General features: G+C 72.9%; 15 protein-coding genes. 8 read left to right on the forward strand and 7 right to left on the reverse strand.

All coding sequences use genetic code 11. The features are described 5' to 3' along the window. Positions 1-18: 18 nt before the first annotated feature. From ACXNSR_RS30955 to ACXNSR_RS30965, 3 genes are all read right to left on the reverse strand, one after another. Entirely contained in the window at positions 19-5,499 is a 5,481-nt protein-coding gene (locus ACXNSR_RS30955; RefSeq protein ID WP_458638644.1) for an Ig-like domain repeat protein, read from the reverse strand. Between the two features lie 584 nt (positions 5,500-6,083). Continuing rightward, entirely contained in the window at positions 6,084-6,239 is a 156-nt protein-coding gene (locus ACXNSR_RS30960) for a DUF7196 family protein (protein WP_458638645.1), read from the reverse strand. A gap of 189 nt (positions 6,240-6,428) precedes the next feature. Next, entirely contained in the window at positions 6,429-6,716 is a 288-nt protein-coding gene (locus tag ACXNSR_RS30965) for a hypothetical protein (RefSeq protein WP_458638646.1), read from the reverse strand. Between the two features lie 322 nt (positions 6,717-7,038). On the opposite strand from ACXNSR_RS30965, the gene ACXNSR_RS30970 reads away from it, so the two are divergent. The 3 genes from ACXNSR_RS30970 (at position 7,039) to ACXNSR_RS30980 (ending at position 9,901) form a co-directional block, all read left to right on the forward strand. Continuing rightward, complete coding sequence (locus ACXNSR_RS30970) at positions 7,039-7,863, forward strand: inositol monophosphatase family protein (protein ID WP_458638647.1); 825 nt, start codon at positions 7,039-7,041, stop codon at positions 7,861-7,863. A gap of 101 nt (positions 7,864-7,964) precedes the next feature. Next, positions 7,965-9,383: a phytoene desaturase family protein gene (locus tag ACXNSR_RS30975; protein WP_458638648.1), complete on the forward strand. Its 1,419-nt coding sequence runs from the start codon at positions 7,965-7,967 to the stop codon at positions 9,381-9,383. Beyond that, positions 9,383-9,901: an O-acetyl-ADP-ribose deacetylase gene (locus ACXNSR_RS30980; RefSeq protein WP_458638649.1), complete on the forward strand. Its 519-nt coding sequence runs from the start codon at positions 9,383-9,385 to the stop codon at positions 9,899-9,901. The genes ACXNSR_RS30975 and ACXNSR_RS30980 overlap by 1 nt, the downstream gene beginning before the upstream one ends. 52 nt (positions 9,902-9,953) lie before the next feature. On the opposite strand, the gene ACXNSR_RS30985 is transcribed toward ACXNSR_RS30980, so the two are convergent. Continuing rightward, positions 9,954-10,439 carry an Lrp/AsnC family transcriptional regulator gene (locus ACXNSR_RS30985; protein ID WP_458638650.1) on the reverse strand — a complete coding sequence of 162 codons (486 nt, stop codon included), beginning with the start codon at positions 10,437-10,439 and terminating at the stop codon, positions 9,954-9,956. Between the two features lie 135 nt (positions 10,440-10,574). Here ACXNSR_RS30985 and ACXNSR_RS30990 point away from each other — a divergent pair, with 135 nt between their 5' ends. The 4 genes from ACXNSR_RS30990 (at position 10,575) to ACXNSR_RS31005 (ending at position 16,425) form a co-directional block, all read left to right on the forward strand. Further along, positions 10,575-11,552 (forward strand): DMT family transporter, encoded by a 978-nt coding sequence (locus tag ACXNSR_RS30990; protein WP_458638651.1) that lies wholly within the window; start codon positions 10,575-10,577, stop codon positions 11,550-11,552. Next, positions 11,545-12,801: an amino acid aminotransferase gene (locus ACXNSR_RS30995; RefSeq protein ID WP_458638652.1), complete on the forward strand. Its 1,257-nt coding sequence runs from the start codon at positions 11,545-11,547 to the stop codon at positions 12,799-12,801. The genes ACXNSR_RS30990 and ACXNSR_RS30995 overlap by 8 nt, the downstream gene beginning before the upstream one ends. A 314-nt stretch (positions 12,802-13,115) precedes the next feature. Continuing rightward, positions 13,116-14,222, forward strand: a complete 1,107-nt coding sequence (locus tag ACXNSR_RS31000; RefSeq protein ID WP_458638653.1) for a molybdopterin-dependent oxidoreductase — start codon at positions 13,116-13,118, stop codon at positions 14,220-14,222. Positions 14,223-14,358: 136 nt separating this feature from the next. Beyond that, the gene (locus ACXNSR_RS31005; RefSeq protein ID WP_458638654.1) at positions 14,359-16,425 is read left to right on the forward strand and encodes a SpoIIE family protein phosphatase; all 2,067 of its coding nucleotides are present in this window, start codon (positions 14,359-14,361) and stop codon (positions 16,423-16,425) included. Between the two features lie 36 nt (positions 16,426-16,461). Here the strand turns inward: ACXNSR_RS31005 and ACXNSR_RS31010 are convergent, their stop codons facing one another. Together ACXNSR_RS31010 and ACXNSR_RS31015 are read right to left on the reverse strand one after the other, a co-directional pair. Next, positions 16,462-19,272 carry a SpoIIE family protein phosphatase gene (locus ACXNSR_RS31010; RefSeq protein WP_458638655.1) on the reverse strand — a complete coding sequence of 937 codons (2,811 nt, stop codon included), beginning with the start codon at positions 19,270-19,272 and terminating at the stop codon, positions 16,462-16,464. Further along, a complete protein-coding gene (locus tag ACXNSR_RS31015; RefSeq protein WP_458638656.1) occupies positions 19,269-20,264 on the reverse strand; it encodes a GlxA family transcriptional regulator in 996 nt (331 codons plus the stop codon). Before ACXNSR_RS31015 ends, ACXNSR_RS31010 begins: the two co-directional genes overlap by 4 nt. Before the next feature lie 106 nt (positions 20,265-20,370). On the opposite strand from ACXNSR_RS31015, the gene ACXNSR_RS31020 reads away from it, so the two are divergent. Then, on the forward strand, positions 20,371-20,949 hold the full coding sequence (locus ACXNSR_RS31020) for a cysteine hydrolase family protein (RefSeq protein WP_458638657.1): 579 nt from the start codon (positions 20,371-20,373) through the stop codon (positions 20,947-20,949). Between the two features lie 273 nt (positions 20,950-21,222). On the opposite strand, the gene ACXNSR_RS31025 is transcribed toward ACXNSR_RS31020, so the two are convergent. Next, the gene (locus tag ACXNSR_RS31025; protein WP_458638658.1) at positions 21,223-22,371 is read right to left on the reverse strand and encodes a glycerate kinase; all 1,149 of its coding nucleotides are present in this window, start codon (positions 22,369-22,371) and stop codon (positions 21,223-21,225) included. Positions 22,372-22,479 lie beyond the last annotated feature (108 nt).

The raw sequence follows: 22,479 nt of genomic DNA on the forward strand, positions 1-22,479 counted from the left end.
GCGGTGACCGGTGTTCGGTCAGGGAAGGAGCGGGGTGAGGACGAGTGTCAGCGGCGCCGTCACGGAGGAAGCGGCGTAGCAACTCGTCCCCGTGAAGGACGCGGTGTAGCTCGTCGCCGTGATCACCGTGCTGGGAACCGTCAGCGTCGGCGGGGCCAGTGTCGCCACCCCGCCGGCGTTGGTGAGCGCGGTCCCGAGGACGACGGGCCCGAGCGTCGTGTTCGCCCTGAAGGTGACCAGCTGTCCCGGGAGCGGAGCAGCGGTGGAGGTGACCTTGAGCGTGGCGCTCATCGACTGGATGACGAACGTGCCGTTCGTCCGCAGGCGGATCTGCGCCGCGGCCGCCGTCAGCGTCGTGGGAGCCGGGTTCACGGTCAGGCCGGCCGACGCTGCCGAGGGACTGTGGCAGGTACCACCGTTGTAGACGGCGGTGACCGTGCCGCTGGCGCCCGCGGTGGTGGTGACGCAGGCCGTGCCGGCGGCGTTGAGCGTCACGGTCTGGACGAAGCCGCCGGGGCCGGTGAACGTGACGGTCCCGGTGGGCGTGCCGCTGCCCGGCGCGACGGTGGTGACCGTGGCGCAGAACGTCACCGGGCGGCCGCAGACCACGGGGTTGGGGGTGATGGTGAGTGCGGTCGCGGTCTGGGCGCTGTTCACGGTCACGCTCGTCGCGCCCTTCACCGGCTTGAAGCATCCGTCGCCGTTGTAGGAGGCCGTGACCGAGCCGCTGGTGAGACTGCTGGTGGTGACGCAGGCCGTGCCGGCGGCGTTCAGGGGCACCGTCGTGGCCAGGCCGCCGGGGCCGGCGAAGGTGACGGTTCCGGTGGGGGTGCCGCTGCCGGGTGCGACCGCGGTGACGGTGGCGCACACGGTCACGGTCTGGCCGCACACCGAGGGGTTGGGGGTCACCGTCACCGAGACCGCACTGGATGCCTGGTTGACGGTCACCGGCGCGGTGCCGGTCGAGGAGGAGAAGCATCCCGCTCCGTTGTAGACGGCCGTGACGGTGCCGCTGGTGAGGCTGCTGGTGGTGACGCAGGCCGTGCCGCCGGCGTCCAGGGGTACGGTCGTGTTCAGCCCGGCCCCGGTGAAGGTGACGGTTCCGGTGGGGGTGCCGCTGCCGGGTGCTACCGCGGTGACGGTGGCGCATACGGTCACGGTCTGGCCGCACACCGAGGGGTTGGGGGCCACCGACACGGTGGTGGTGCTGGCCGCCTGGTTGACGGTCACCGGCGCGGTGCCGGTCGAGGAGGAGAGGCATGTGTCGCCGCTGTAGACGGCGGTGACGGTTCCGCTGGTGAGGCTGCTGGTGGTGACGCAGGCCGTGCCGCCGGCGTCCAGGGGGACGGTCGTGTTGAGTCCGCCGGGGCCGGTGAAGGTGACCGTTCCGGTGGGGGTGCCGGCCGCTGCCGTGACCGTGGCGCACACGGTCACGGACTGGCCGCACACCGAGGGGTTGGGGGTGACCGACACGGTGGTGGTGCTGGCGGCCTGGTTGACCGTCACGTCGAAGGGGGCGTTCGACCCGGCGAAGCAGGTGTCGCCGTTGTAAGTGGCCGAGTACGTGCCGCTGGTGAGGCTGCTGGTGGTCAGGCATGCCGTGCCGCCTGCGTCCAGTACCAGTGTCACGTTGAGTCCGCCGGGGCCGGTGAAGGTGACGGTTCCGGTGGGGGTGCCGCTGCCGGGTGCCACCGCGGTGACCGTGGCGCACACGGTCACGGACTCGCCGCACACCGACGGGTTGGGCTCCACGGTCACCGAGACCGTGCTCGACGCCTGGTTGACGGTCACCGGCGCGGTGCCGGTCGACGAGGAGAAGCATCCGTCGCCGTTGTAGACGGCCGTGACGGTGCCGCTGGTGAGGCTGCTGGTGGTCAGGCAGGCTGTGCCGCCGGCGTCCAGGGGTACGGTCTGGTTGAGTCCGCCGGGGCCGGTGAAGGTGACGGTTCCGGTGGGGGTGCCGCTTCCGGGTGCGACTGCGGTGACGGTGGCGCACACGGTCACGGTCTGGCCGCACACCGAGGGGCTGGGCTCCACGGTCACCGAGACCGCACTGGATGCCTGGTTGACGGTCACCGGCGCGGTGCCGGTCGAGGAGGAGAAGCAGCCGTCGCCGTTGTAGACGGCCGTGACCGTGCCGGTCTCCAACTCGGTCGTGGTCAGACAGGCCGTGCCGCCGGCGTCCAGGGGTACGGTCGTGTTCAGCCCGGCCCCGGTGAAGGTGACCGTCCCGGTGGGGGTGCCGCTGCCGGGTGCCACCGCGGTGACCGTGGCGCACACCGTCACCGTCTGGCCGCATACGGACGGGTCGGGGTCCACGGTCACCGAGACCGTGCTCGACGCCTGGTTGACCGTCACGTCGAAGGTGCCGGTCGAAGCGGTGAAGCAGTCGTCGCCGTTGTAGACGGCGGTGACGGTGCCGCTGGTGAGGCTGCTGGTGGTCAGGCAGGCTGTGCCGCCGGCGTCCAGGGGTACGGTCTGGTTGAGTCCGCCGGGGCCGGTGAAGGTGACGGTTCCGGTGGGGGTGCCGCTGCCGGGTGCGACCGCGGTGACGGTGGCGCACACGGTCACGGTCTCGCCGCATACCGAGGGGTTGGGGGTGACCGACACGGTGGTGTTGCTGGCGGCCTGGTTGACCGTCACGTCGAAGGGGGCGTTCGACCCGGCGAAGCAGGTGTCGCCGTTGTAAGTGGCCGAGTACGTGCCGCTGGTGAGGCTGCTGGTGGTCAGGCACGCGGTGCCGCCTGCGTCCAGTACCAGTGTCACGTTGAGTCCGCCGGGGCCGGTGAAGGTGACGGTTCCGGTGGGGGTGCCGCTGCCGGGTGCGATTGCGGTGACGGTGGCGCACACGGTCACGGTCTCGCCGCATACGGACGGGTCGGGGTCCACGGTTACCGAGACGACGCTCGATGCCTGGTTGACGGTCACGTCCATTGAACCCGTGGAGGGCAGGAAGCAGGTGTCTCCGCTGTAGGTGACGGTGACCGTGCCGGTCTCCAGCGTGGTCGTGGTGACGCAGGCTGTGCCGCCGGCGTCCAGGGGTACGGTCTGGTTGAGTCCGCCGGGGCCGGTGAAGGTGACGGTTCCGGTGGGGGTGCCGCTGCCCGGTGCGACCGCGGTGACGGTGGCGCACACGGTCACGGACTCGCCGCATACGGACGGGTCGGGGTCCACGGTTACCGAGACGACGCTCGATGCCTGGTTGACGGTCACGTCCATTGAACCCGTCGACGGCAGGAAGCAGGTGTCTCCGCTGTAGGTGACGGTGACCGTGCCGGTCTCCAGCGTCGTGGTGGTGACGCAGGCTGTGCCGCCGGCGTCCAGGGGTACGGTCTGGTTGAGTCCGCCGGGGCCGGTGAAGGTGACGGTTCCGGTGGGGGTGCCGCTGCCGGGTGCGACCGCGGTGACGGTGGCGCACACGGTCACGGTCTCGCCGCACACCGACGGGTTGGGCTCCACCGTTACCGAGACCGCACTGGACGCCGGGTTGACCGCCACGTCCACGGTGCCGGTCGACGGGGTGAAGCATTCGTCGCCGTTGTAGGTGGCGGTGACCGTGCCGGTCTCCAGTGCGGTCGTGGTCAGGCAGGCTGTGCCGCCCTCGTCCAGGGTCACTGTTTGGTTGAGTCCGCCGGGGCCGGTGAAGGTGACGGTTCCGGTGGGGGTGCCGCTACCGGGCGCCACCGCGGTGACGGTGGCGCACACGGTCACGGTCTCGCCGCACACCGACGGGTCGGGGTCCACGGTTACCGAGACCGTGCTGGCCGCCTGGTTGACGGTCACCGGTGCGGTGCCGGTCGACGGGGTGAAGCATTCGTCGCCGTTGTAGGTGGCGGTGACCGTGCCGGTCTCCAGTGCGGTCGTGGTCAGGCAGGCTGTGCCGCCCTCGTCCAGGGTCACTGTTTGGTTGAGTCCGCCGGGGCCGGTGAAGGTGACGGTTCCGGTGGGGGTGCCGCTGCCGGGTGCGACCGCGGTGACCGTGGCGCACACCGTCACCGTCTGGCCGCATACGGACGGGTCGGGGTCCACGGTCACCGAGACCGTGCTCGACGCCTGGTTGACCGTCACGTCGAAGGTGCCGGTCGATGCGGAGAAGCAGTCGTCGCCGTTGTAGACGGCGGTGACGGTGCCGCTGGTGAGGCTGCTGGTGGTCAGGCAGGCTGTGCCGCCGGCGTCCAGGGGTACGGTCTGGTTGAGTCCGCCGGGGCCGGTGAAGGTGACGGTTCCGGTGGGGGTGCCGCTTCCGGGTGCCACCGCGGTGACCGTGGCGCACACCGTCACGGTCTCGCCGCACACCGACGGGTCGGGGTCCACCGTCACCGACACCACGCTCGATGCCTGGTTGACGGTCACCGGTGCGGTGCCGGTCGATGCGGTGAAGCATTCGTCGCCGTTGTAGGTGGCGGTGACCGTGCCGGTCTCCAGTGCGGTCGTGGTCAGGCAGGCTGTGCCGCCCTCGTCCAGGGTCACTGTTTGGTTGAGTCCGCCGGGGCCGGTGAAGGTGACGGTTCCGGTGGGGGTGCCGCTACCGGGCGCCACCGCGGTGACGGCGGCGCACACGGTCACGGACTCGCCGCACACCGACGGGTCGGGGGCAACCGTCACCGACACCGTGCTCGACGCCTGGTTGACCGTCACGTCGATGGTGCCGGTCCCGCTCGCGTAGCATTCGTCGCCGCCGTAGACGACGGTGACCGTGCCGGTCTCCAGCACGGTCGTGGTGACGCAGGCGGTGCCGCCCGCGTCCAGGGTCACCGTCTGGTCGAGTCCGCCGGGGCCGGTGAAGGTCACCGAGCCCGAGGGGTTGCCGACGCCCGAGGAGACCGGTGCCACGGTGGCGCAGAGCGTCACCGTCTGACCGCACACCGAGGGGTTGGGCACCGCCGAGACCGTGACCGAGACGGGCGCAGGGTTGACGACGTGGAGCGTCAGCGGGGAGTTCGATCCGTTGAAGTCCGCGTCGCCGGTGTAGAAGGCGGCTGCCTGGTGGAAGCCGACGTCCAGGCCGCTGAAGCTGACCTGCGCCTGCCCGTTTATGGCCACGGGGGCGGTCAGTACCGGACCGTCGTCGCTGACGATGAAGGACACCAGCCCGGTGGGAGTTCCCGCGCCCGGGGGAACGGGGGTCACCTGGGCGGTGGCGATCACCGTGTCGCCGCAGAACGAGGGTTCGGGGTCGAAGGCCAGCGTGGTGGTGGTGTTCGCGAGCGTGACCTCCTGGGTGTCGGCGCCGCTGGACGGGTCGTACTCCGCGTCGCCGGAGTAGTTGGCCTCCATCCCGTGGAGACCGACCTCCAGATCGCCGGTCACGTACTGTGCCTGGCCGCTCGGGTCGAGCGGCACTGTCATGACGGGCAGGCCGTCGACGACGAATTCGACACTGCCGGTCGGGGTGGGGTCGCCGGCGACTTCCGGCTGGACGGTGGCGGTGAAGGTGACCGACTGCCCGAAGACGGACGGATCCGGTGCCGAGGTCACGGTGGTGGTCGAACTGGCCATGCTGTGGCTCCCTTTCGGATGACCCGCGGAAGCAGATGAATCTCTTCGCCCCTATGGCGCTCGGCGAAGCACGGAACGCACAGGAAAACGCTGGTGGGACGTTCCGTTAAGAGCCCTGGTCCATGCGGAGTCGGGGGCATCACCTGCTGATATCAGCAGTAGGCCTTCCGGCTGAGGACTTCGGCTAGACGGGTGAACAGAACACCACTCGTTCGGCTCAGCGCACTTAGGCGCGCGCGAGGCGATAAACCCGAATCGTGCGGCGCCTTGATGCATTTTCGCGAGGGGAAAGGTTTCCCTTTACGTCGTTTTCCCGGTGTGCATCTGGGCGGTGCCGGGGGTGTGCTCGCGTTCCCGGAACGGTTTGGCTGACTCGCGGGCGGAAGAGAAAGGATTCCGCGCTGAGTGAATCACGCTATTCCTCCGCGGTATTCGCAATACCAGGAGTGCCGCGGCACGCCGCAGCCCCCCGGTGCACCGGCTGTCCGGTGCGCCGAGGGGCTGCTGGTGGGGGCGTCGCCCTTGCGGCGGCCGCCGGGGTGTGGGCGGGGTGCCCGCCCCTCCCTGTTGTGCGGACGGCGGGCCTACTGGCGGACCGCCGTGATGGAACCCTGCCCGCCCGCCCGCTTGTTGGCGGCGTCGGCCTCCTGCCGTGTGGGGTACTGGCGCGTGACCCCGTCGGGGAGGACCAGCCGGTAGACGAGCGTGGACCGGCTGGTGCGTCCGCAGTTGCATGCCATGGTCTTCCTCCTTCTGTTCGGCCGCTCCGGCGGCCGGTCGAGGGGAGGGCCGGGGGAGTTCCGGCGTAGGACCGAGCCCCGGCTCGTTCCCTTTATCCGTTTATCCCCGGGCGCCGCATGCCGACACTCGCCGCCTTATAGTCATATTTATGCGTGGCGGCGATGATGCGGACCATTTCGACGTGGCGGTCAGTCCAGCCAGTTGGCGGCGAGACCGGTCAGGTAGGAAAGGGTGAGCGCCGTGGCACCCGCCTGGAACCACGTTTCTCCACCGGCCCAGTGGGCGAGCACGGTGACGGCGCCGGCGACCCAGATGCTGACGCACCATCCGCAGGTGATCAGATATGCCGGATGGGAGTCTTCGCCGAAACGGTCGGCGACCCGGGAGCGGAACCCCGCGGCGAGGGCGTCCTTGGTGATGAATCGCGTGACGCGACAGACCGTGCCGAGCGACAGGAGGAAGATCAGCGCACTCATGGAATTCATCGTAGGGTTTCCGCTCTTCTCCCCTCATGTGTTTTCTCGAATCCGGCCGGAGGGCCGGATTGCCGGGGAATGCCGGAAGTGCCGGGGAATAGCGGGGATAATATCGAATCGAATGAGGCGGGTGCTGCGTCGTGTGGTTTGTGGTGCGGGTTTCCTCGTGTTCCCGAACTGCCGCTCGCTGTACGGGTTGTCGCTCACGGACAGCGAGCGCCGCCGCCGGGGACGTGCGTGTCACCCGGCGGACACCCGGTGTCCAGGCGCCGGTACGGGAATGGCAGTGGGGATTGTCGGTCGGGCGTGCTTTGCTGGAGGCATGATCGATGAGTTCCTGGCCCATGGCCTGTCCGATGTGGAAGAGGCCGTCCGCAAGGCGGCGGCCATCGAGATCATGCCGAGATTCAGGCAGCTCGCCGAGCACGAGGTCGACGAGAAGAACGGCCCGCACGACCTGGTGACCGTCGCCGACCGCAAGGCCGAGGAGTACCTCACGGCCGCCCTGACGCAGCTGCTGCCGGGCTCGGCCGTGGTCGGCGAGGAGGCCGTGCACGCCGACCCCGGTGTGTACGCGGCGCTGCGCGCGGACGCCCCGGTGTGGATCGTCGACCCCGTCGACGGCACCCGCCAGTTCGTGAACGGTGACCCCGCCTTCTGCACCCTGGTCGCCCTGGCCCGGCACGGGGAGATCCTCGCCTCCTGGACCTACGCCCCGGCCCTGGAGGAGCTGGCGACCGCCGTGCGCGGGCAGGGCGCGTACGTCAACGGCGAGCGGATCCACAGCGGTTCGCCGGAGGCGGGCGCCGCGCTGCGGGTCGCCATCGCCCACCCGCTCTACACGACCGACGAGAACAAGCGGACGCTGGCCCGGCTGGACGTACCCGGGGTCGCGGCCCGCCCGTGCGGCTCGGCGGGCCTGGAGTACCTGAAGGTGGCCCGCGGCGAGATGGACGGCCTCGCCTTCACCTGGCCCTCGGCCTGGGACCACGCGGCCGGGCTGCTGCTGGTCGCCGAGGCCGGCGGGGCGCAGAGCACGGTCGACGGGGTTCCCTTCCGGGTGGACCGGGACAACGCGCTGCCGTTCGCGGTCGGGCGGGACGAGGCCACCGCCGTACGGATCCGGGAGCTGCTCCGGGGCGTCTGACCGGGTCCGGCGCGGTCCCGGCGGGGCCGGTCGGGCCCGGTCGGTCCGGGCGGCGGAATATCCTGGAGGTGCAGGCGCCGCCGGAGACGAAGGAGTCGCAAGTGCCGTCGATTCTCGATGTGGTCGTGGTGGGGGCGGGACCCAACGGGCTGACCGCCGCCGTCGAACTGGCCCGGCGCGGCTTCTCGGTGGCCGTCTTCGAAGCCGCCGAGAAGATCGGCGGCGGCGCCCGGACCGAGGAGCTCACCCTTCCCGGTTTCCGCCACGACCCCTGCTCGGCGGTGCACCCGCTCGGCGCCGGCTCGCCGGTCTTCGCCACGATGCCGCTGAAGCGGTACGGGCTGGAGTGGCTGCACGCCCCGCTGCCCATGGCGCACCCCTTCGACGACGGCACGGCCGCGGTCCTGTCCCGCTCGGTCGCGGAGACGGCGGCGTCCTTCGGTCCGCGCGACGCGGGCGCCTACCGGCGTCTGGTCGGACCGTTCCTCGGCAAATGGGACACCCTGGCCCGGGACTTCATGTCCCTGCCGAACACCGCGCTGCCCCGGGACCCGCTCACGCTCGCCCGCTTCGGGCTCACCGGACTGCCGCCCTCCACCTGGCTGCTGAGCCGCTTCCGCGACGAACGGGCACGCGCCCTGTTCGCGGGCCTCGTGGCCCACGTCATCGCACCGCTCGGCGGGATCGCCACCAGCGCGGTGGGCCTGGTCTTCGCGCTGGCCGCGCACGCGAACGGCTGGCCGATGCCGCGCGGCGGCTCGCAGTCCGTGTCCGACGCCCTCGCCGGGTACCTGCGCGACCTCGGCGGCACCATCCACACCGGGTTCGAGGTCAAGCGGCTCGACGACCTCCCGCCCGCCCGCACCTACGTCTTCGACACCTCGCCGACCGCGCTGGCGCGCATCGCCCGCCTGGGGCGCGCGTACGACGGCTACCGGTACGGCGCCTCCGTGTTCAAGCTCGACTACGCCCTGGACGGCCCGGTCCCGTGGACGGCCGAGGCGCCGCGCCGCGCCGGCACCGTCCAGGTCGGACCGCGAGCCCGCGACATCGACGCCGCCCTGCAGCTCGCCTCCGGCGGCCGGGCCCCGCGCGTCCCCTTCCTCATCACCTCGCAGCCCAGCCTGGTCGACCCCGGCCGGGCACCCGAGGGCAAGCACGTCTTCTGGGCGTACGGACACGTCCCCGCGGGCTGGGACGGCGACCTCACCGAGGCCGTCGAGTCCCAACTGGAGCGCTTCGCCCCGGGCTTCCGCGACCTGGTGCTCGCCCGCGCCACGGCCGGCCCGCCCCAGCTCGCCGCCCGCAACCCCAACTACGTCGGCGGGGACATCGCCTGCGGGGCCGCCTCGGGCCTCCAGCTCCTGCTGCGCCCCAAGCTCTCCCTCAGCCCGTACACGACGGCACACCCGGCCGTCTTCCTCTGTTCCTCGGCCACCCCGCCGGGTCCGGGCGTGCACGGCATGTCCGGGCACAACGCCGCCAAGGCGGTCTGGCGCCACCTGCGAAAGGGCTCCTGATGGTCCGTATCACCCTGGTCCGCGGCGACATCACCGCGGAGAAGGCCGACGCCATCGTCAACGCGGCGAACTCCTCGCTGCTCGGTGGCGGCGGGGTCGACGGCGCCATCCACCGGCGCGGCGGGCCGGAGATCCTCGCGGCCTGCGAGGACCTGAGGCGTTCGCACTACGGCAAGGGGCTGGCCACGGGCCGGGCCGTCGCCACCACGGCCGGGCGGCTCGCCGCCGAGCACGTCATCCACACGGTGGGTCCGGTCTGGTCGCGCGAGGAGGACCGGTCGGAGCTGCTGGCCTCCTGCTACCGCGAGTCGCTGAGGATCGCCGACGAGCTGGGAGCCCGTACGGTGGCGTTCCCGGCCATCTCCACCGGCATCTACGGCTGGCCGATGGACGACGGGGCGCGGATCGCGGTGGAGACGGTGCGCCGCGCCCGTACCGAGGTGCAGGAGGTGCGGTTCGTGCTCTTCGACGCGGCTGCCTACGAGGCCTTCGAGACGGCGGTGGCGGCCGCCTCCTGAGCCCGCCTCCCGAGCCGCCTCCCGAGCCGCCGGGCCGCCCGCGGATCCGCCGTCAGCGCGGCGAGCGCCCGGCGGTGCCCGGGGCGGGCCGCGGGTAGGTCCGGGACTGCTTGACGCTGCCGAACGCGAAGCTCGATTCGATCGAGGCGATCCCGGGAATGGCGTGGATCCGGTGGCGCACCAGGGACTCGTAGGCCTCCAGGTCCTCGATGACGATCCGGAGCAGGTAGTCGCTGCTGCCCGCCATCAGGTAGCAGTCCTGGATGTGCTCGATGACCGCGACGTGCTCCTCGAACAGCCGCACCGCCTCCGCCGTGTGGCGCTCCAGGCGGATCCGGACGAAGACGGTGACCGGGAGCCCGAAGGCGACCTGGTCGACCATGGCCGTGTAGCCGCGGATCAGGCCGGCCTCCTCCAGCCGCCGTACCCGGCGCAGGCAGGGCGACGGGGACAGCCGGACGCGGTCGGCCAGGTCCTGGTTGGACAGGCGTCCGTCGGCCTGCAATTCCCTGATGATCTGCAGATCCACTGCGTCCACGGGCACTCCTTGGCAGATTCTGCCCCAAACGTATGTCCGAGAGGCAGAACTGGCAATCGGCTGCCCCGCCCCAGGCTCTAGCGTTGCCCAGGCACGGACCGGATCGGTCCGGGTCTCAGAGGCTGGAGCAATTCCTTGGTCGCGACGAACACCACCCGGGCGACCCTGCCTCCCGATGCGGCGGGCCCGCGGGCCGGACACCCCGGCCGGCGCGGGCTCTCCCCACAGGCCGAGGGCATGATCGCCCTGCTGGTCACCGTGACGATCTGGGCGGCCTTCGCGCTCAGCGCCCGGGCCCTGAGCGGTTCCTCCCTGCTGCCCGCCGACGCGGCCCTGCTGCGCTTCGGCGTCCCCCTCGTCGTCCTGTTCCCCGCCCTGTGGCGGCGCCGGCGGGCCATCGCCGCGGTGCGGCCGGGCCCCGCCGTGAAGATCGTCTGCGGTGCCGGGGTGCCGTTCTTCCTGGCCGCCATGCACGGCGGCGCGCTGACCTCCGCCGCGTTCGTCGGTTCCATCGTCCCCGGCATGGTCCCGCTGTTCGTCTCCGTGATCATGATCCGCCGGGGCCACGGCGCCCCCCGGGGCACGCAGGCCGCCGGGCTCGCCCTGATCGCGGCCGGTGTGGCCGCCCTCGTCTGGCGCTACGTCGTGCCCGTCGACACCGACGTGCTCCTCGGCGCCGGCACGCTCCTGGTGGCCAGCGGCCTGTGGGCCCTCTACACCGTCGGGCTGCGCGAGGTCGACCTCGACCCGATCGGGTCGATCGGACTGCTGTGCCTGCCCTCCTTCGCGGTGATCGGCGCCCTGGTGCTGACCGGGGTGCTCCCCACCGGCATCGCGCACGCGGCGGGCGGCGACATCGCACTGTTCCTCGTCGTACAGGGGCTGGGGGTCGGCCTGTGCGCGGGCCTGCTGTACGCCTTCGCCATCCGCCGCCTCGGGGCCGAGCGCAGCGCCGTATTCGGCAGTCTCAGCCCCGTCGCCGTCGTCCTGCTCGCCGTCCCGCTGCTCGGCGAGAGGCCGACCCTCGCCGTACTCGTCGGCGTCCCCCTCATCACCGCCGGCGTCGTCCTCGCCAACCGCCGCCCACGACCCAAGGTTCCCGCAGATGCTTGAGCTCCTCCCCACGCCGCCCACCGACCCGCTGTGGGACCTGACCTACGAGTTCGGCAGCGACGAGCGGCCCGAACGCCTCAACCTCGTCCTCGGCGTCTACCGGGACCAGACGGGCACCACACCCGTGATGACCGCCGTGCGCGAGGCCGAGATCCGTCTGGCGGAGCGCTCCGACTCCAAGGAGTACCGCGGGCTCTCCGGCAACGCCGCCTTCAACCGCTCCCTGCTCGAACTGGTCCTCGGCCCGGCCGGGCCGACCGACCGGGCCGCGGCGGTCCAGACCGTCGCGGGCTCCGGCGCCCTGCGGCTGCTGGCCGACCTGATCTGCCGGACCCGCCCCGGCGCCACGGTGTGGATCAGCGATCCGGCCTACGTCAACCACCGGCCCATCCTGGAGGCCGCCGGGCTGCGCGTGCGCACGTACGGCTGGCGCGACGCCGAGGGAGGCTTCGACACGGCCGGCGTGCTGCGGGAGCTGCAGGACGCGCAGCGCGACGACGTGGTCCTGCTCCAGGGCTGCGCCCACAACCCCACCGGCGTCGACCCGCTGCTGGACGACTGGGAGGCGCTCGCCGAGTCGGCCGCCCGCCGCGGCTGGGTGCCCTTCGTCGACCTCGCCTACCACGGGCTCGGCGACGGCCTGGAGGCCGACCTGCTCCCCACGCGGATGCTGGCGGCGCGCGTGCCGGAAATGCTGATCGCGGTCAGCTGCTCGAAGAACTTCGGCCTCTACAGCGACCGCGTCGGCTGCGCCATCGTGCTCGGCGCCTCGGGGCAGGCCGTCCGCCACGCCGAGACCGCCCTGCAGAACGCCGCCCGGACGCTGTACTCGATGCCGCCCGAGCACGGTGCGGCCGTCGTGACCACGATCCTGGAGGACGAGGGACTGCGGGCCGCCTGGCGGGCGGAACTGGACGTCATGCGCGGCCGGATCATGGACAACCGGGCCGATCTGATCGCCCACCTCGGCGCGCTCGGCTGCGCGGACCAGGCGCGCTCGCTCGCCCGCCAGAAGGGCATGTTCTCGATGCTGCCGCTGTCCGCGGAGCAGATGCTCCGGCTGCGCAGGCAGTACGCCGTCTACGGCACGACCTCGGGGCGGATCAACATCGCGGGCATCCCGGCCCACCGGATCCCCTGCCTCGCCCGGGGCATCGCGGGCGTCCTCGGCGCGGCCGACGCGCCGGGCCGGTTCCCCACGCTCCCTCGCCAGCAGCAGTCCGGGGCGGCCGCCGCCGTGCAGGCGTAGGGGAGCGGTGGGGGAGCGGTGGGGGAGTTCCCTCACCGACGGCATGACAGTCCCCGGCAGTCCGTCGATTCCATGAGCCATCCGCCGTCGCCGATGGCTCCCCTGGTCGACAGGTGCTGCCGGGGGCCTGGCCAGAGCCTGGACAAGGGTCACGCGGGCCTGAGGACGTCTCCAGAGGGAGGTGCGGCTCTTTCCGGTTATCCGGTGTATTGATGAGTTTCCTCCCAATTCGCACCCAGTCAAGGCTTTGTTCGGACGTACTCTGTAAAGAAATCCGCGTCGCGCCCGGCACGAGCCCGACGGAAGGTGCAGCCATGACCACATGGCCCGTTCCACGAGACGCCCGAGGGCCCGGAGCCACGGTCTGGGCGCCCGAAACGGTCACCGCGGACCCGTACAACGCCCAGACCCCCTCGGCCGCGCTGGCCGAGCCGGTCACCCCCGTCGGGGCCTTCTTCGTACGCGACCACTTCGGGATCCCGCGGACCCCGCCCGGCCGCTGGCGGCTGCGGATCGGCGGCGCCGCGGCCGCCGCGCCCTTCGCCCTCGGCTACGAAGAGCTGCTCGCGATGGAACACCGCGAACTCGACGTCGTCGTGGAGTGCGCGGGCAACGGCCGCAGCCTGATGAGACCCCGCCCGCCCGGCCTGCCGTGGGGCCAGCAGGCGGTGGGCTGCGCGCACTTCGCCGGGGTGCCCTTCCGCGTCCTCGCCGCGCGGGCCCTGATCGGACCGTCGGCCGTGGAGATCGTCTTCACCGGGGCGGACTCCGGCCCCGTGCACGGCCGCCGGGCGGCCTTCGAACGCAGCCTCCCGCTCGCCGCGGCCCTCCACCCGGACACCCTCCTCGTCACCCGCATGAACGGGGAGCCGCTCGCCCCCGAGCACGGGGCGCCGGTCCGCCTGGTGGTCCCCGGCCGCTACGCGGTCGCCGACGTGAAATGGCTCGTCGGGGCCCGGGCCGTGACCCACCCGTTCACCGGGGTCTTCCAGAGCGAGGAGTACCTCTACGAAGCCTCCCGCGGCACCCCCGACGGCCCGGTGGCCGGCGTGCGGGTCAAGTCGCTCATCACCGAACCCGAACCGGACACGGCCGTGCGCCGCGACCACGAGACCCTCGTCCGCGGCCGCGCCTGGTCGGGCGGCGGGGTGCCGCTGCGCGGCGTCGAGGTGCGCGCCGAGTACGAGGACGACGACCGCCACCGCGAGCGCGGCTGGCAGGAGGCCCTCCTCGAGGCGCCCGCCGGCCCCTACGGCTGGAGCGCCTGGTCCTACCGGTGGACGCCGCGGCGGCCCGGACCGTACCGGCTGGTCTCCCGCGCCACCGACGCCCGCGGCGACACACAGCCGCCGCAGGCCCCGTGGAACGCCCGCGGCTACGGCTGCAACCCCGTGGCCTGCGTCGAGGTGGTGGTCGTATGAGTGCCGCGGGCGCCGCGCGCGAGGCGGCCCCGGTGTTCCGCGCCCCGGTCGGGACCGGCCGACACAGGGCCCCGCGCCCACGCCTCGGATAGGGTGAACCGGTAGGAATCAGGCCCCCCGGGGTGAGGTCGGTGCATTGGACACTTACCAGGCGACGAGCGAGGTGCCGGACCCGCCGCCCGCGGCTGTCGGGTACGCGGGCGTACTCAGCGAGCTCCTGCCGATCGCCCTGTGGCGGGAGGACGCCGACGGGCGCATCGTCGAGTGGTCGCTGGCCGCCCAGGACCTGCTCGGGCACCGCCCCGAGGACATCATCGGGCTCCCCGGCAGCGCCGTGCTCGTCCCCGAGGCCAACCACGAGCTCGCCGACCAGCTGACGCGCCGCGTCCAGTCCGGCGAGACCGTCGTCGGCACCCTGCCCGTGCGCCACCGCGACGGCCACCGCGTCCCGATGGAGATGTGGATCGTCCCCGCCGCCGACCCGCAGGGCCGGACGGGGGCCATGCTCATCGCCGTGGAGACCTCCGAGGTGCTCCACATGCGCGACTCCCTCGCCGCCCTGCAGAGCCTGTTCACCCAGTCGCCCATCGGCCTCGCCACCCTCGGCACCGACCTGCGGTTCCTCCGCGTCAACGACGCCCTGGCCCGGATGAACGGCGTCTCCGCCGCCGAACACCTCGGCAAGCGGCTCACCGAGGTGGTCCCCGGCGTCAACGCCGACGCGCTGGAGTCCACGATGCGGCAGGTCCTCGACCGGGGCACCGCCGTCGTCGACGTCCGCCGCACCGGACGGACCCCCGCCGACCCGGAGAACGACCGGACCTGGTCCTGCTCCTACGCCCCGCTGCTGGACGGCTCCGGCCGGGCCCTCGGCGTGATCGCCTCGCTCATCGACATCACCGAGGGTCAGCAGGCCCAGGCCGACGCCGAACGGGCCCGGCACCGGTTCGCCCTCCTCGCCGAGGCGGGCACCCGCATCGGTACCACCCTGGACCTCCACCAGACCGCCCAGGAGATCGTGGACGTACTGGTGCCGCAGCTCGCGGACTCGGCCGACGTACAGCTGCTCGAAGCGGTCCTGCTCCCCGACGAGGGCCCGGTCCCCGCAGCCTCCACCCGCGGTGTCCTGCGCCGACTGGCCGCCCACTTCCCCGACCCGACCGCCCCCACCGCGAAACTCGCCCCCGGCCAGACCTTCCAGGTCCCCATGGGCACCACCTATGAACGGGTCATCGCCGAGGGACGGCCCATGAACCTCTACCTCGCCGACATCCCGGCACTGATCACCTCCCCCCGCGCCGAGGCACTGCGCACCTACCTCGCCACCCTGGGCTCGGCCCGCCTGGTCCCGCTGGTCGCCCGCGGCACCGTGCTCGGCGCCGTCGCCGTCACCCGCACGCGCGAACGGGAGCCCTTCGACGAGCAGGACTGCGTCCTCGTCGACGAGCTGGTCGCCCGCGCGGCCCTCAACATCGACAACGCCCGGATGTACACCCTCCAGCGCCAGGCGGCCCTGACCCTCCAGCGCAGCCTCACCAACAGCGCGCTGCCCGAGGTGCCGGGCCTCGAACTCACCGGGCGCTACCTGCCCGCCAGCGACCACGACGTCGGCGGGGACTGGTACGACGTCATCCCGCTGCCCGGCGACCGGACCGGACTGGTCATCGGGGACGTCATGGGTCACGGGATCCACGCCGCCGCCGTCATGGGGCAGTTGCGCACGGCGGTACGGACCCTGGCGCGCCACGACGTGCCCCCGGCCCGGCTGCTGCGCTCGCTCGACGCCGTCGTGGCCGACCTGGGCGAGGACGAGATGGCCACCTGCGTGTACGCCGTCCACGACGCGGCCTCCGGCGTCTGCGTGATCGCCCGGGCCGGCCACCCGCCGCCCGCCGTGGTCACCCCCGGCGGAGCCATCACCTTCCTCGACGGCCCGCCCGGAACCCCGCTGGGCACGGGCGGGCAGGACTTCCGCACCGAGGAGGTACGGCTGCCGCCCGGGAGCCTGCTCGTGCTCTACACCGACGGCCTCATCGAGGCCCGGGACCGGGACCTCGACCAGGGAATGGCCCAGCTGGCGGGGGCCCTGCACCGGGTGGAGCGGCCCCTGGAGGAACTGTCCGACGGGATCCTGCGGCTCCTGCTGCCGCGCGCCCAGCAGGACGACGTCGCCGTGCTGCTCGCCCGCACCCGGCCGGTGTGAAGGCTCCGGGCCCGCCCCGGGCCCCGGCCGGCCCGCTCACCAGGCCAGGTCCTCCAGCGCGTCCAGGTCCAGCGGGTCCGCCAGCTGCGGCTCCGGGCCCCCGGTGAGCGGCAGCTCGGCCCAGATGACCTTGCCGCGCTCGGTGTAACGGGTACCCCACCGGGCGGCGTACTGGGCGACGAGGAACAGCCCTCGCCCGCCCTCGTCGGTGGTCGTCGCGTACCGCAGGTGCGGTGAGGTGCTGCTGCCGTCGGAGACCTCGCAGACGAGGGAGCGGTCGCGCAGCAGCCGCACCCGCACGGGCGCGCTCCCGTACCGGATGGCGTTGGTGATCAGCTCGCTGAGGATCAGCTCGGCGGGGAAGGAGAGCTCGTCCAGACACCAGGCGGCGAGCTGCGCCGCGCCCGCGTTGCGCACGCGCGAGACGGCCGAGGCCTCGCCCGGCACCTCCCACTCGGCGATCCTGTCGGCCTCCAGCCGCCGGGTGTCGGCGACCAGCAGGACGATGTCGTCGCTCGGCACCGGGAACAGCATCGAGGCGAGCACGTCCGAACAGGCCTGGTCGGGGCTGCGGTCGGGCCGCGCCAGCGCCTCGCCGAGCAGCCGCAGTCCGGTGTCGAAGTCCCGGTCGCGGTCCTCCACCAGACCGTCGGTGAACAGCACCAGCCGGCTCCCCTCGGGGAGCGTGAACTCGGCGGCCTCGAACGGCATGCCGCCGACGCCCAGGGGCAGCCCGGCCGGCAGTTCGGGGAACTCCACCGCCGCTCCGGGGCGGATCAGGGCCGGTCCGGGATGGCCGGCGCTGGCCATCACGCACCGCCCGGAGACCGGGTCGTAGACCGTGTAGAGACAGGTGGCACCGGTGACCCCGGCCGGTTCGGCGGCCCCGTCCGGGGCGTCCCCGGCGCCGTCCTCCCCGTCCCCGCCCGCGAGCCCCCTCCCGGTGTCGTTCTGGTCGATCCGGTTGATCAGCTCGTCCAGGTGCCCGAGCAGCTCGTCGGGGGGCAGGTCCAGGGTGGAGAAGTTGTGCACCGCGGTCCGCAGGCGGCCCATGGTGGCCGCGGCGTGCACCCCGTGCCCGACGACGTCGCCGACGACCAGCGCCACCCGGCCGCCCGGCAGCGGGATCACGTCGAACCAGTCCCCGCCGACCCCCGCCTTCGCGGGCAGATAGCGGGAGGCGACGTGCACGGCGTTCTGGGCGGGCAGCATCCGGGGCAGGAGGCTGCGCTGGAGCGTCACGGCCATCGCGTGCTCGCGGGTGAAGCGGCGGGCGTTGTCGATGGAGACGGCCGCGCGCGCACCCAGCTCCGCCGCGAAGGAACGGTCCTCCTCGTCGAAGGCCTCCGGGGTGTCGGCGGCCCGCCAGAAGTTGGCCATGCCCAGGACCACGCCGCGCGCCTGCAGAGGTACGGAGATCAGCGAGTGCAGCCCGTAGTCGAGCGCCACCCGGGTGCCCTGCGAGTCCTGGGCCCGCCAGCCCATGGCCGCGTTCAGGTCGGCCGCGAGCACCGCGTGCCCGGCGTCCAGGGCCGCCGCCATCGGGGCCGTCGGAAAGACGAACCGGATGATGTCGCCCACCGGCTGGAGCGGCGAGTCGGCCCGCACGCCGGTGATGGCGGCCCGGCGCATCTCGGTGTAGATGCCGGTGACCAGGGACGGCTCGTCCCCGTGCAGCACCGGCTCCAGCAGCTCCACCGTGACGAAGTCCGCGAACCGGGGGACGGCGACCTCCGACAGCTCCTCGGCGGTCCGCACCACGTCCAGGGTGGTGCCGATCCGCACTCCGGCGTCGTAGAGCAGCTGGAGCCGGCCGCGGGCCACCTCGGCCCGGCCGGAGAGGGCGGCGAGCTCGGTGGAGTCGCGCAGGGTCACGACGCTGCCGGTGGACATGCCCTTGTACTGCGCGGTGGGACGCACGTTGAAGGCGAGCAGCCGGTCGCCCGCCAGGTGCACGTGGTCGGTCACGACCTGGCCGGAGGCGAGCAGTTCGGCGGTGCGCGGGTCGAGGCCGAGGTCGGTGACGTGCCGGTTCTCGGGGTCGGGCGGCAGACCGAGCAGCCGCCGGGCCTCGTCGTTGGCCAGGACGAGCCGCTGCTCGGCGTCGATGATGACCACGCCCTCGCGGACGGCGTGCAGGACGGCCTCGTGGTGCTCGTTGATCCGGCTCATCTCGGCGGCGCCCAGGCCCCGGGTCTGGCGCCGCAGCCGGCCGCTGACCAGGGCGGCGCCACCGGTGCCGAGCAGCAGGGCGCCCGCGGCCGCACCCAGCAGGAGCGGGAGCTGGCCCTCGACGACCTGGGAGACGTTCTCGACGTCTATGCCGGTGCCGACCAGGCCGATCACGACGCCGTCGGCGTTGCGTATCGGGACGACGGCCCGGACCGCGTCGCTCGGCTCGCCCCGGAAGGTCTCCGTGAAGGCGTGCCCGGCGACGGCGCGGCTGAGGTCACCGGTGGCCCGCTCGCCGATCAGCTCGGGCCGCGAGTCGGTGTAGCGGATGCCCTTGATGTTCATGACGGCGATGAAGTCGACGCCCGAGCCCCGGCGGGCGGCCTCGGCCAGCGGCTGGAGCAGGGCGGTCGGATCGGTCGAGAGCAGTGCCGCGGCGACACCGGGGGCGTGCGCGAAGGACTCCGCCGCCGCGAGCGAGCGGTGGCGGGCGTCGCGCTCGCTGTCGTACCGGGCCTGGAACACCAGGGCCGCGGCGGCGGCGGCGATCAGCAGGAGGACGATCATCGCCTGGAGGGCGAAGACCTGACCGGCGACGCTGTGTGCCCACCGGGACAGGCGCGCGAACAGGCGCGAGCCCCACCCGGTCGGCTGGCGACCAAAACGTCCGGTCATGAGCCCTTTCTAACACTGTCCGGTGGGTTTGGTGCGGCTGCCGGTGCGCAGGAGGCCGCACGGTACGCGCGAGGGCCGAGGCCGACGTGCGCGGTGAAGTGCTGGCGGAAGGTGACCTCGCTGGCGAAACCGGCCCGCCGGGCCACCTCCGGCACCGGATGGTCGGTGCGTTCCAGCAGCTTGCGGGCAGCGTCCAGCCGGTGGCCCAGCAGCCACCGGTGCGGGGTGGTGCCGGTGGCGGCAGTGAAGTGCCGGGCGAAGGAACGCGGGGACATCCCGGCCCAGCCGGCCATGGTCGCCACGGACAGGGGCTCGTGCAGCGAACGCAGGGCGCGCGCCCGTACGGCGGCCAGCGCTTCGGCGGTCCGGTCCGCGGCGGGGACCGGCCGGTCCAGGTACTGGGCGTGGTCCCCGGTGCGGAAGGGGCCCGTCACCATGGAGCGGGCGATGGCGGCGGCGGCCTCGGCGCCGTGCGCCTCGCGGACGAGGTGCAGGCACAGGTCGATCCCGGAGGCCACCCCGGCGGAGGTCCACAGCCCGCCGTCCTCGACGTAGAGCGGAGCGTCCTCGACGACGATCCCCGGATAGCGGGCCGCGAGCTGCGGGGCCAGCCACCAGTGGGTGACCGCCCGGCGGCCCTCCAGCAGACCGGCCTCCGCCAGGATGAACGCCCCGGCGCACAGGGCGGCGACCGGCACTCCCCGGCCGTGCGCCTCGCGCAGCGCGGCGAGGACCGGCGCGGGCGTCGGATCGGCCGGCTCGGCCAGCGCTGGTACGACGACCAGGTCCGCGGTGGCCAGCCAGTCCAGTCCCCGGTCGGGAGTCAGGGTGAGCCCGCCGGGCAGCGGGATCGGACCGGGCTCCAGGGCGCACCGGCGCAGCTCGAAGCCCGGCACCCCGGAGCGGCTGCGGTCGGGGCCCCAGACCTCGGTGATGACGGCGAGGTCGAAGCTGCGGATACCGGGCTGGACGACGATCGCGACACGACGCATCCGGCCAGTCTGCCAGGGGGACGCGTCTGCCAATCTGGCAGGATCCCATCGGTACGGGGCCTCGCGGGCGCTGTCGGGCCCCCGGCCCGGCGGACAGCATGGAGCCATGACGACGACCGCGATCGAGATCGCTCCCAACAGTGCCCTGCTGGTCATCGACGTACAGAAGGGCTTCGACGAGGAGTCCTTCTGGGGGCCCCGCAACAACCCGGCCGCCGAGGACAACATCGCGGCCCTGATGGACGCCTGGCAGGCGGCCGGCCGCCCGGTGGTCCTCGTCCGGCACGCGTCCGTGCAGCCGGGCTCCGTCCTCGCCGCCGACCACCCCGGTCACGCGTTCAAGGACCTGGTCGAGAAGCGGAGCGAGGGGGCCCTGGTGATCACCAAGACGGTGAACTCGGCCTTCTACGGCACCCCGGACCTGGCCGACTGGCTGACGGCCCGGGGCATCGGCCAGCTGGTGCTGGTCGGCATCCAGACCAACATGTGCGTCGAGACCACGGCCCGGATGGCCGGGAACCTGGGCTACGACGTGCTCGTGCCGCTGGACGCCACGCACACCTTCGACCTCGCCGGACCGGCGGGCCTGTCCCTGACGGCGGACGAGCTCGCCACCGCCACCGCGGTGAACCTCCAGGGCGGCGGCTTCGCCCGAGTGATCACCACGTCCGACCTCCTCGGCTAGCCCGGCCGGCAGGCCCGAGAGCCTCGCCGGCGCCACGATTCGGCCTCGGCCGGGCCAAGTCCAGCCCCTCCGGCGTTTGAGGAGCGGGGTCTGGGGCGGAGCCCCAGGAAACCCGGCTCCGCCGGGCACCGGGCTCCGCCCGGACCCGCGACTCAAACGCCGGCGGGGCTGGACTTGGCCCCGGCGGAGCCGGGAATGGCCCGGCGGAGCCGGAACGGCTGAGGGCCCGGACCCAGGGTGGGGGTCCGGGCCCTCAGAGGCCAGGTGTCCGGGTCAGAGGACGTCGGCGGCGATGTTGGCCGCGACCTGCTCCAGCAGGGGACCCGCGTTCGGGATGGACTTGGCCGGGTCGGGCTCCAGGTCCGTGAGCGGGTACGCCTTGCGGATGCCGGCCCCCTCCAGCGCCTCCTGGGTCAGCAGCAGCCGGCCGCAGACGGCCACCACCGGCTTGCCCGCCGCGCGCGCCGCCGCCGCGACGCCCGCGGGGGCCTTGCCGTGCAGGGTCTGCTCGTCCAGGGAGCCCTCACCGGTGATGACCAGCGTGGCCCGCTCCAGCGCGGGGGCGAAGCCCAGCACCTCCAGCATCAGCTCGATGCCGGGACGGAACGTCGCGCCGAGCAGCAGGGCCCCGTAGCCGATGCCGCCCGCGCCACCGGCACCCGGCAGCACCGCGCACTCGGCGGCCTTCGCGCCGATCGACTTCTCCAGCACCACCGCGAAGTGCGCCAGCGCCGCGTCGAGCGTCGCCACGTCCTCGGGCGACGCCCCCTTCTGCGGGCCGTAGACCGCCGCGCAGCCCTTCGGGCCGGTCAGCGGGTTGTCCACGTCGCTCGCGAGGACGAACTCCACCTCCGCGAAGCGCGGGTCGACGCCGGACAGGTCGGCCGAGGCCAGCTCGGCCAGCGCACCGCCGCCCGGACCCACCGGTTCGCCGTTCGCATCCAGGAACACGGCGCCCAGCGCGGCCAGCATGCCGGCGCCGCCGTCGGTGGTGGCGCTGCCGCCCACACCGAAGACGATCGAGCGCGCGCCCGCGTCCAGCGCGGCCTTGAGCAGCTCGCCCGAGCCGTACGTGGTCGCCGTCAGCGCGGCGAAGGTGCCCGCCGGCAGCAGCTGCAGCCCGGAGGCCTCCGCCATCTCGACCACCGCGGTGCTCCCGCGCAGTGCGAAGGCGGCCGTGACCTGGTCGCCGAGGGGGCCGGTGACCCGCACCTCCCTGCGTTCGAAGCCGGCTGCCACGGCTGCCGCGACCGTTCCGTCGCCGCCGTCCGCGACGGGGAGGGTCTCGATCTCCACGTCCGGTACGGCCCTGCGAAGACCGGCCGTCACCCGCTCCGCGACCTGCACGGCCGTGAGCGAGCCCTTGAATTTGTCCGCGGCGATGAGTACGCGCGCGGCCTCAGTTACTGCTCCGTCCGTCACCTTTGCTATCCCTTGCTATCGAACAGTGCAGTCGCGCCGCCATGAGCTTATCCGGAGGATCCTCCTATGCCCATGAGTGGCCTGGGCCACATGCGGCGCGCCATGCGC

Source organism: Streptomyces sp. NC-S4 (assembly GCF_054353315.1).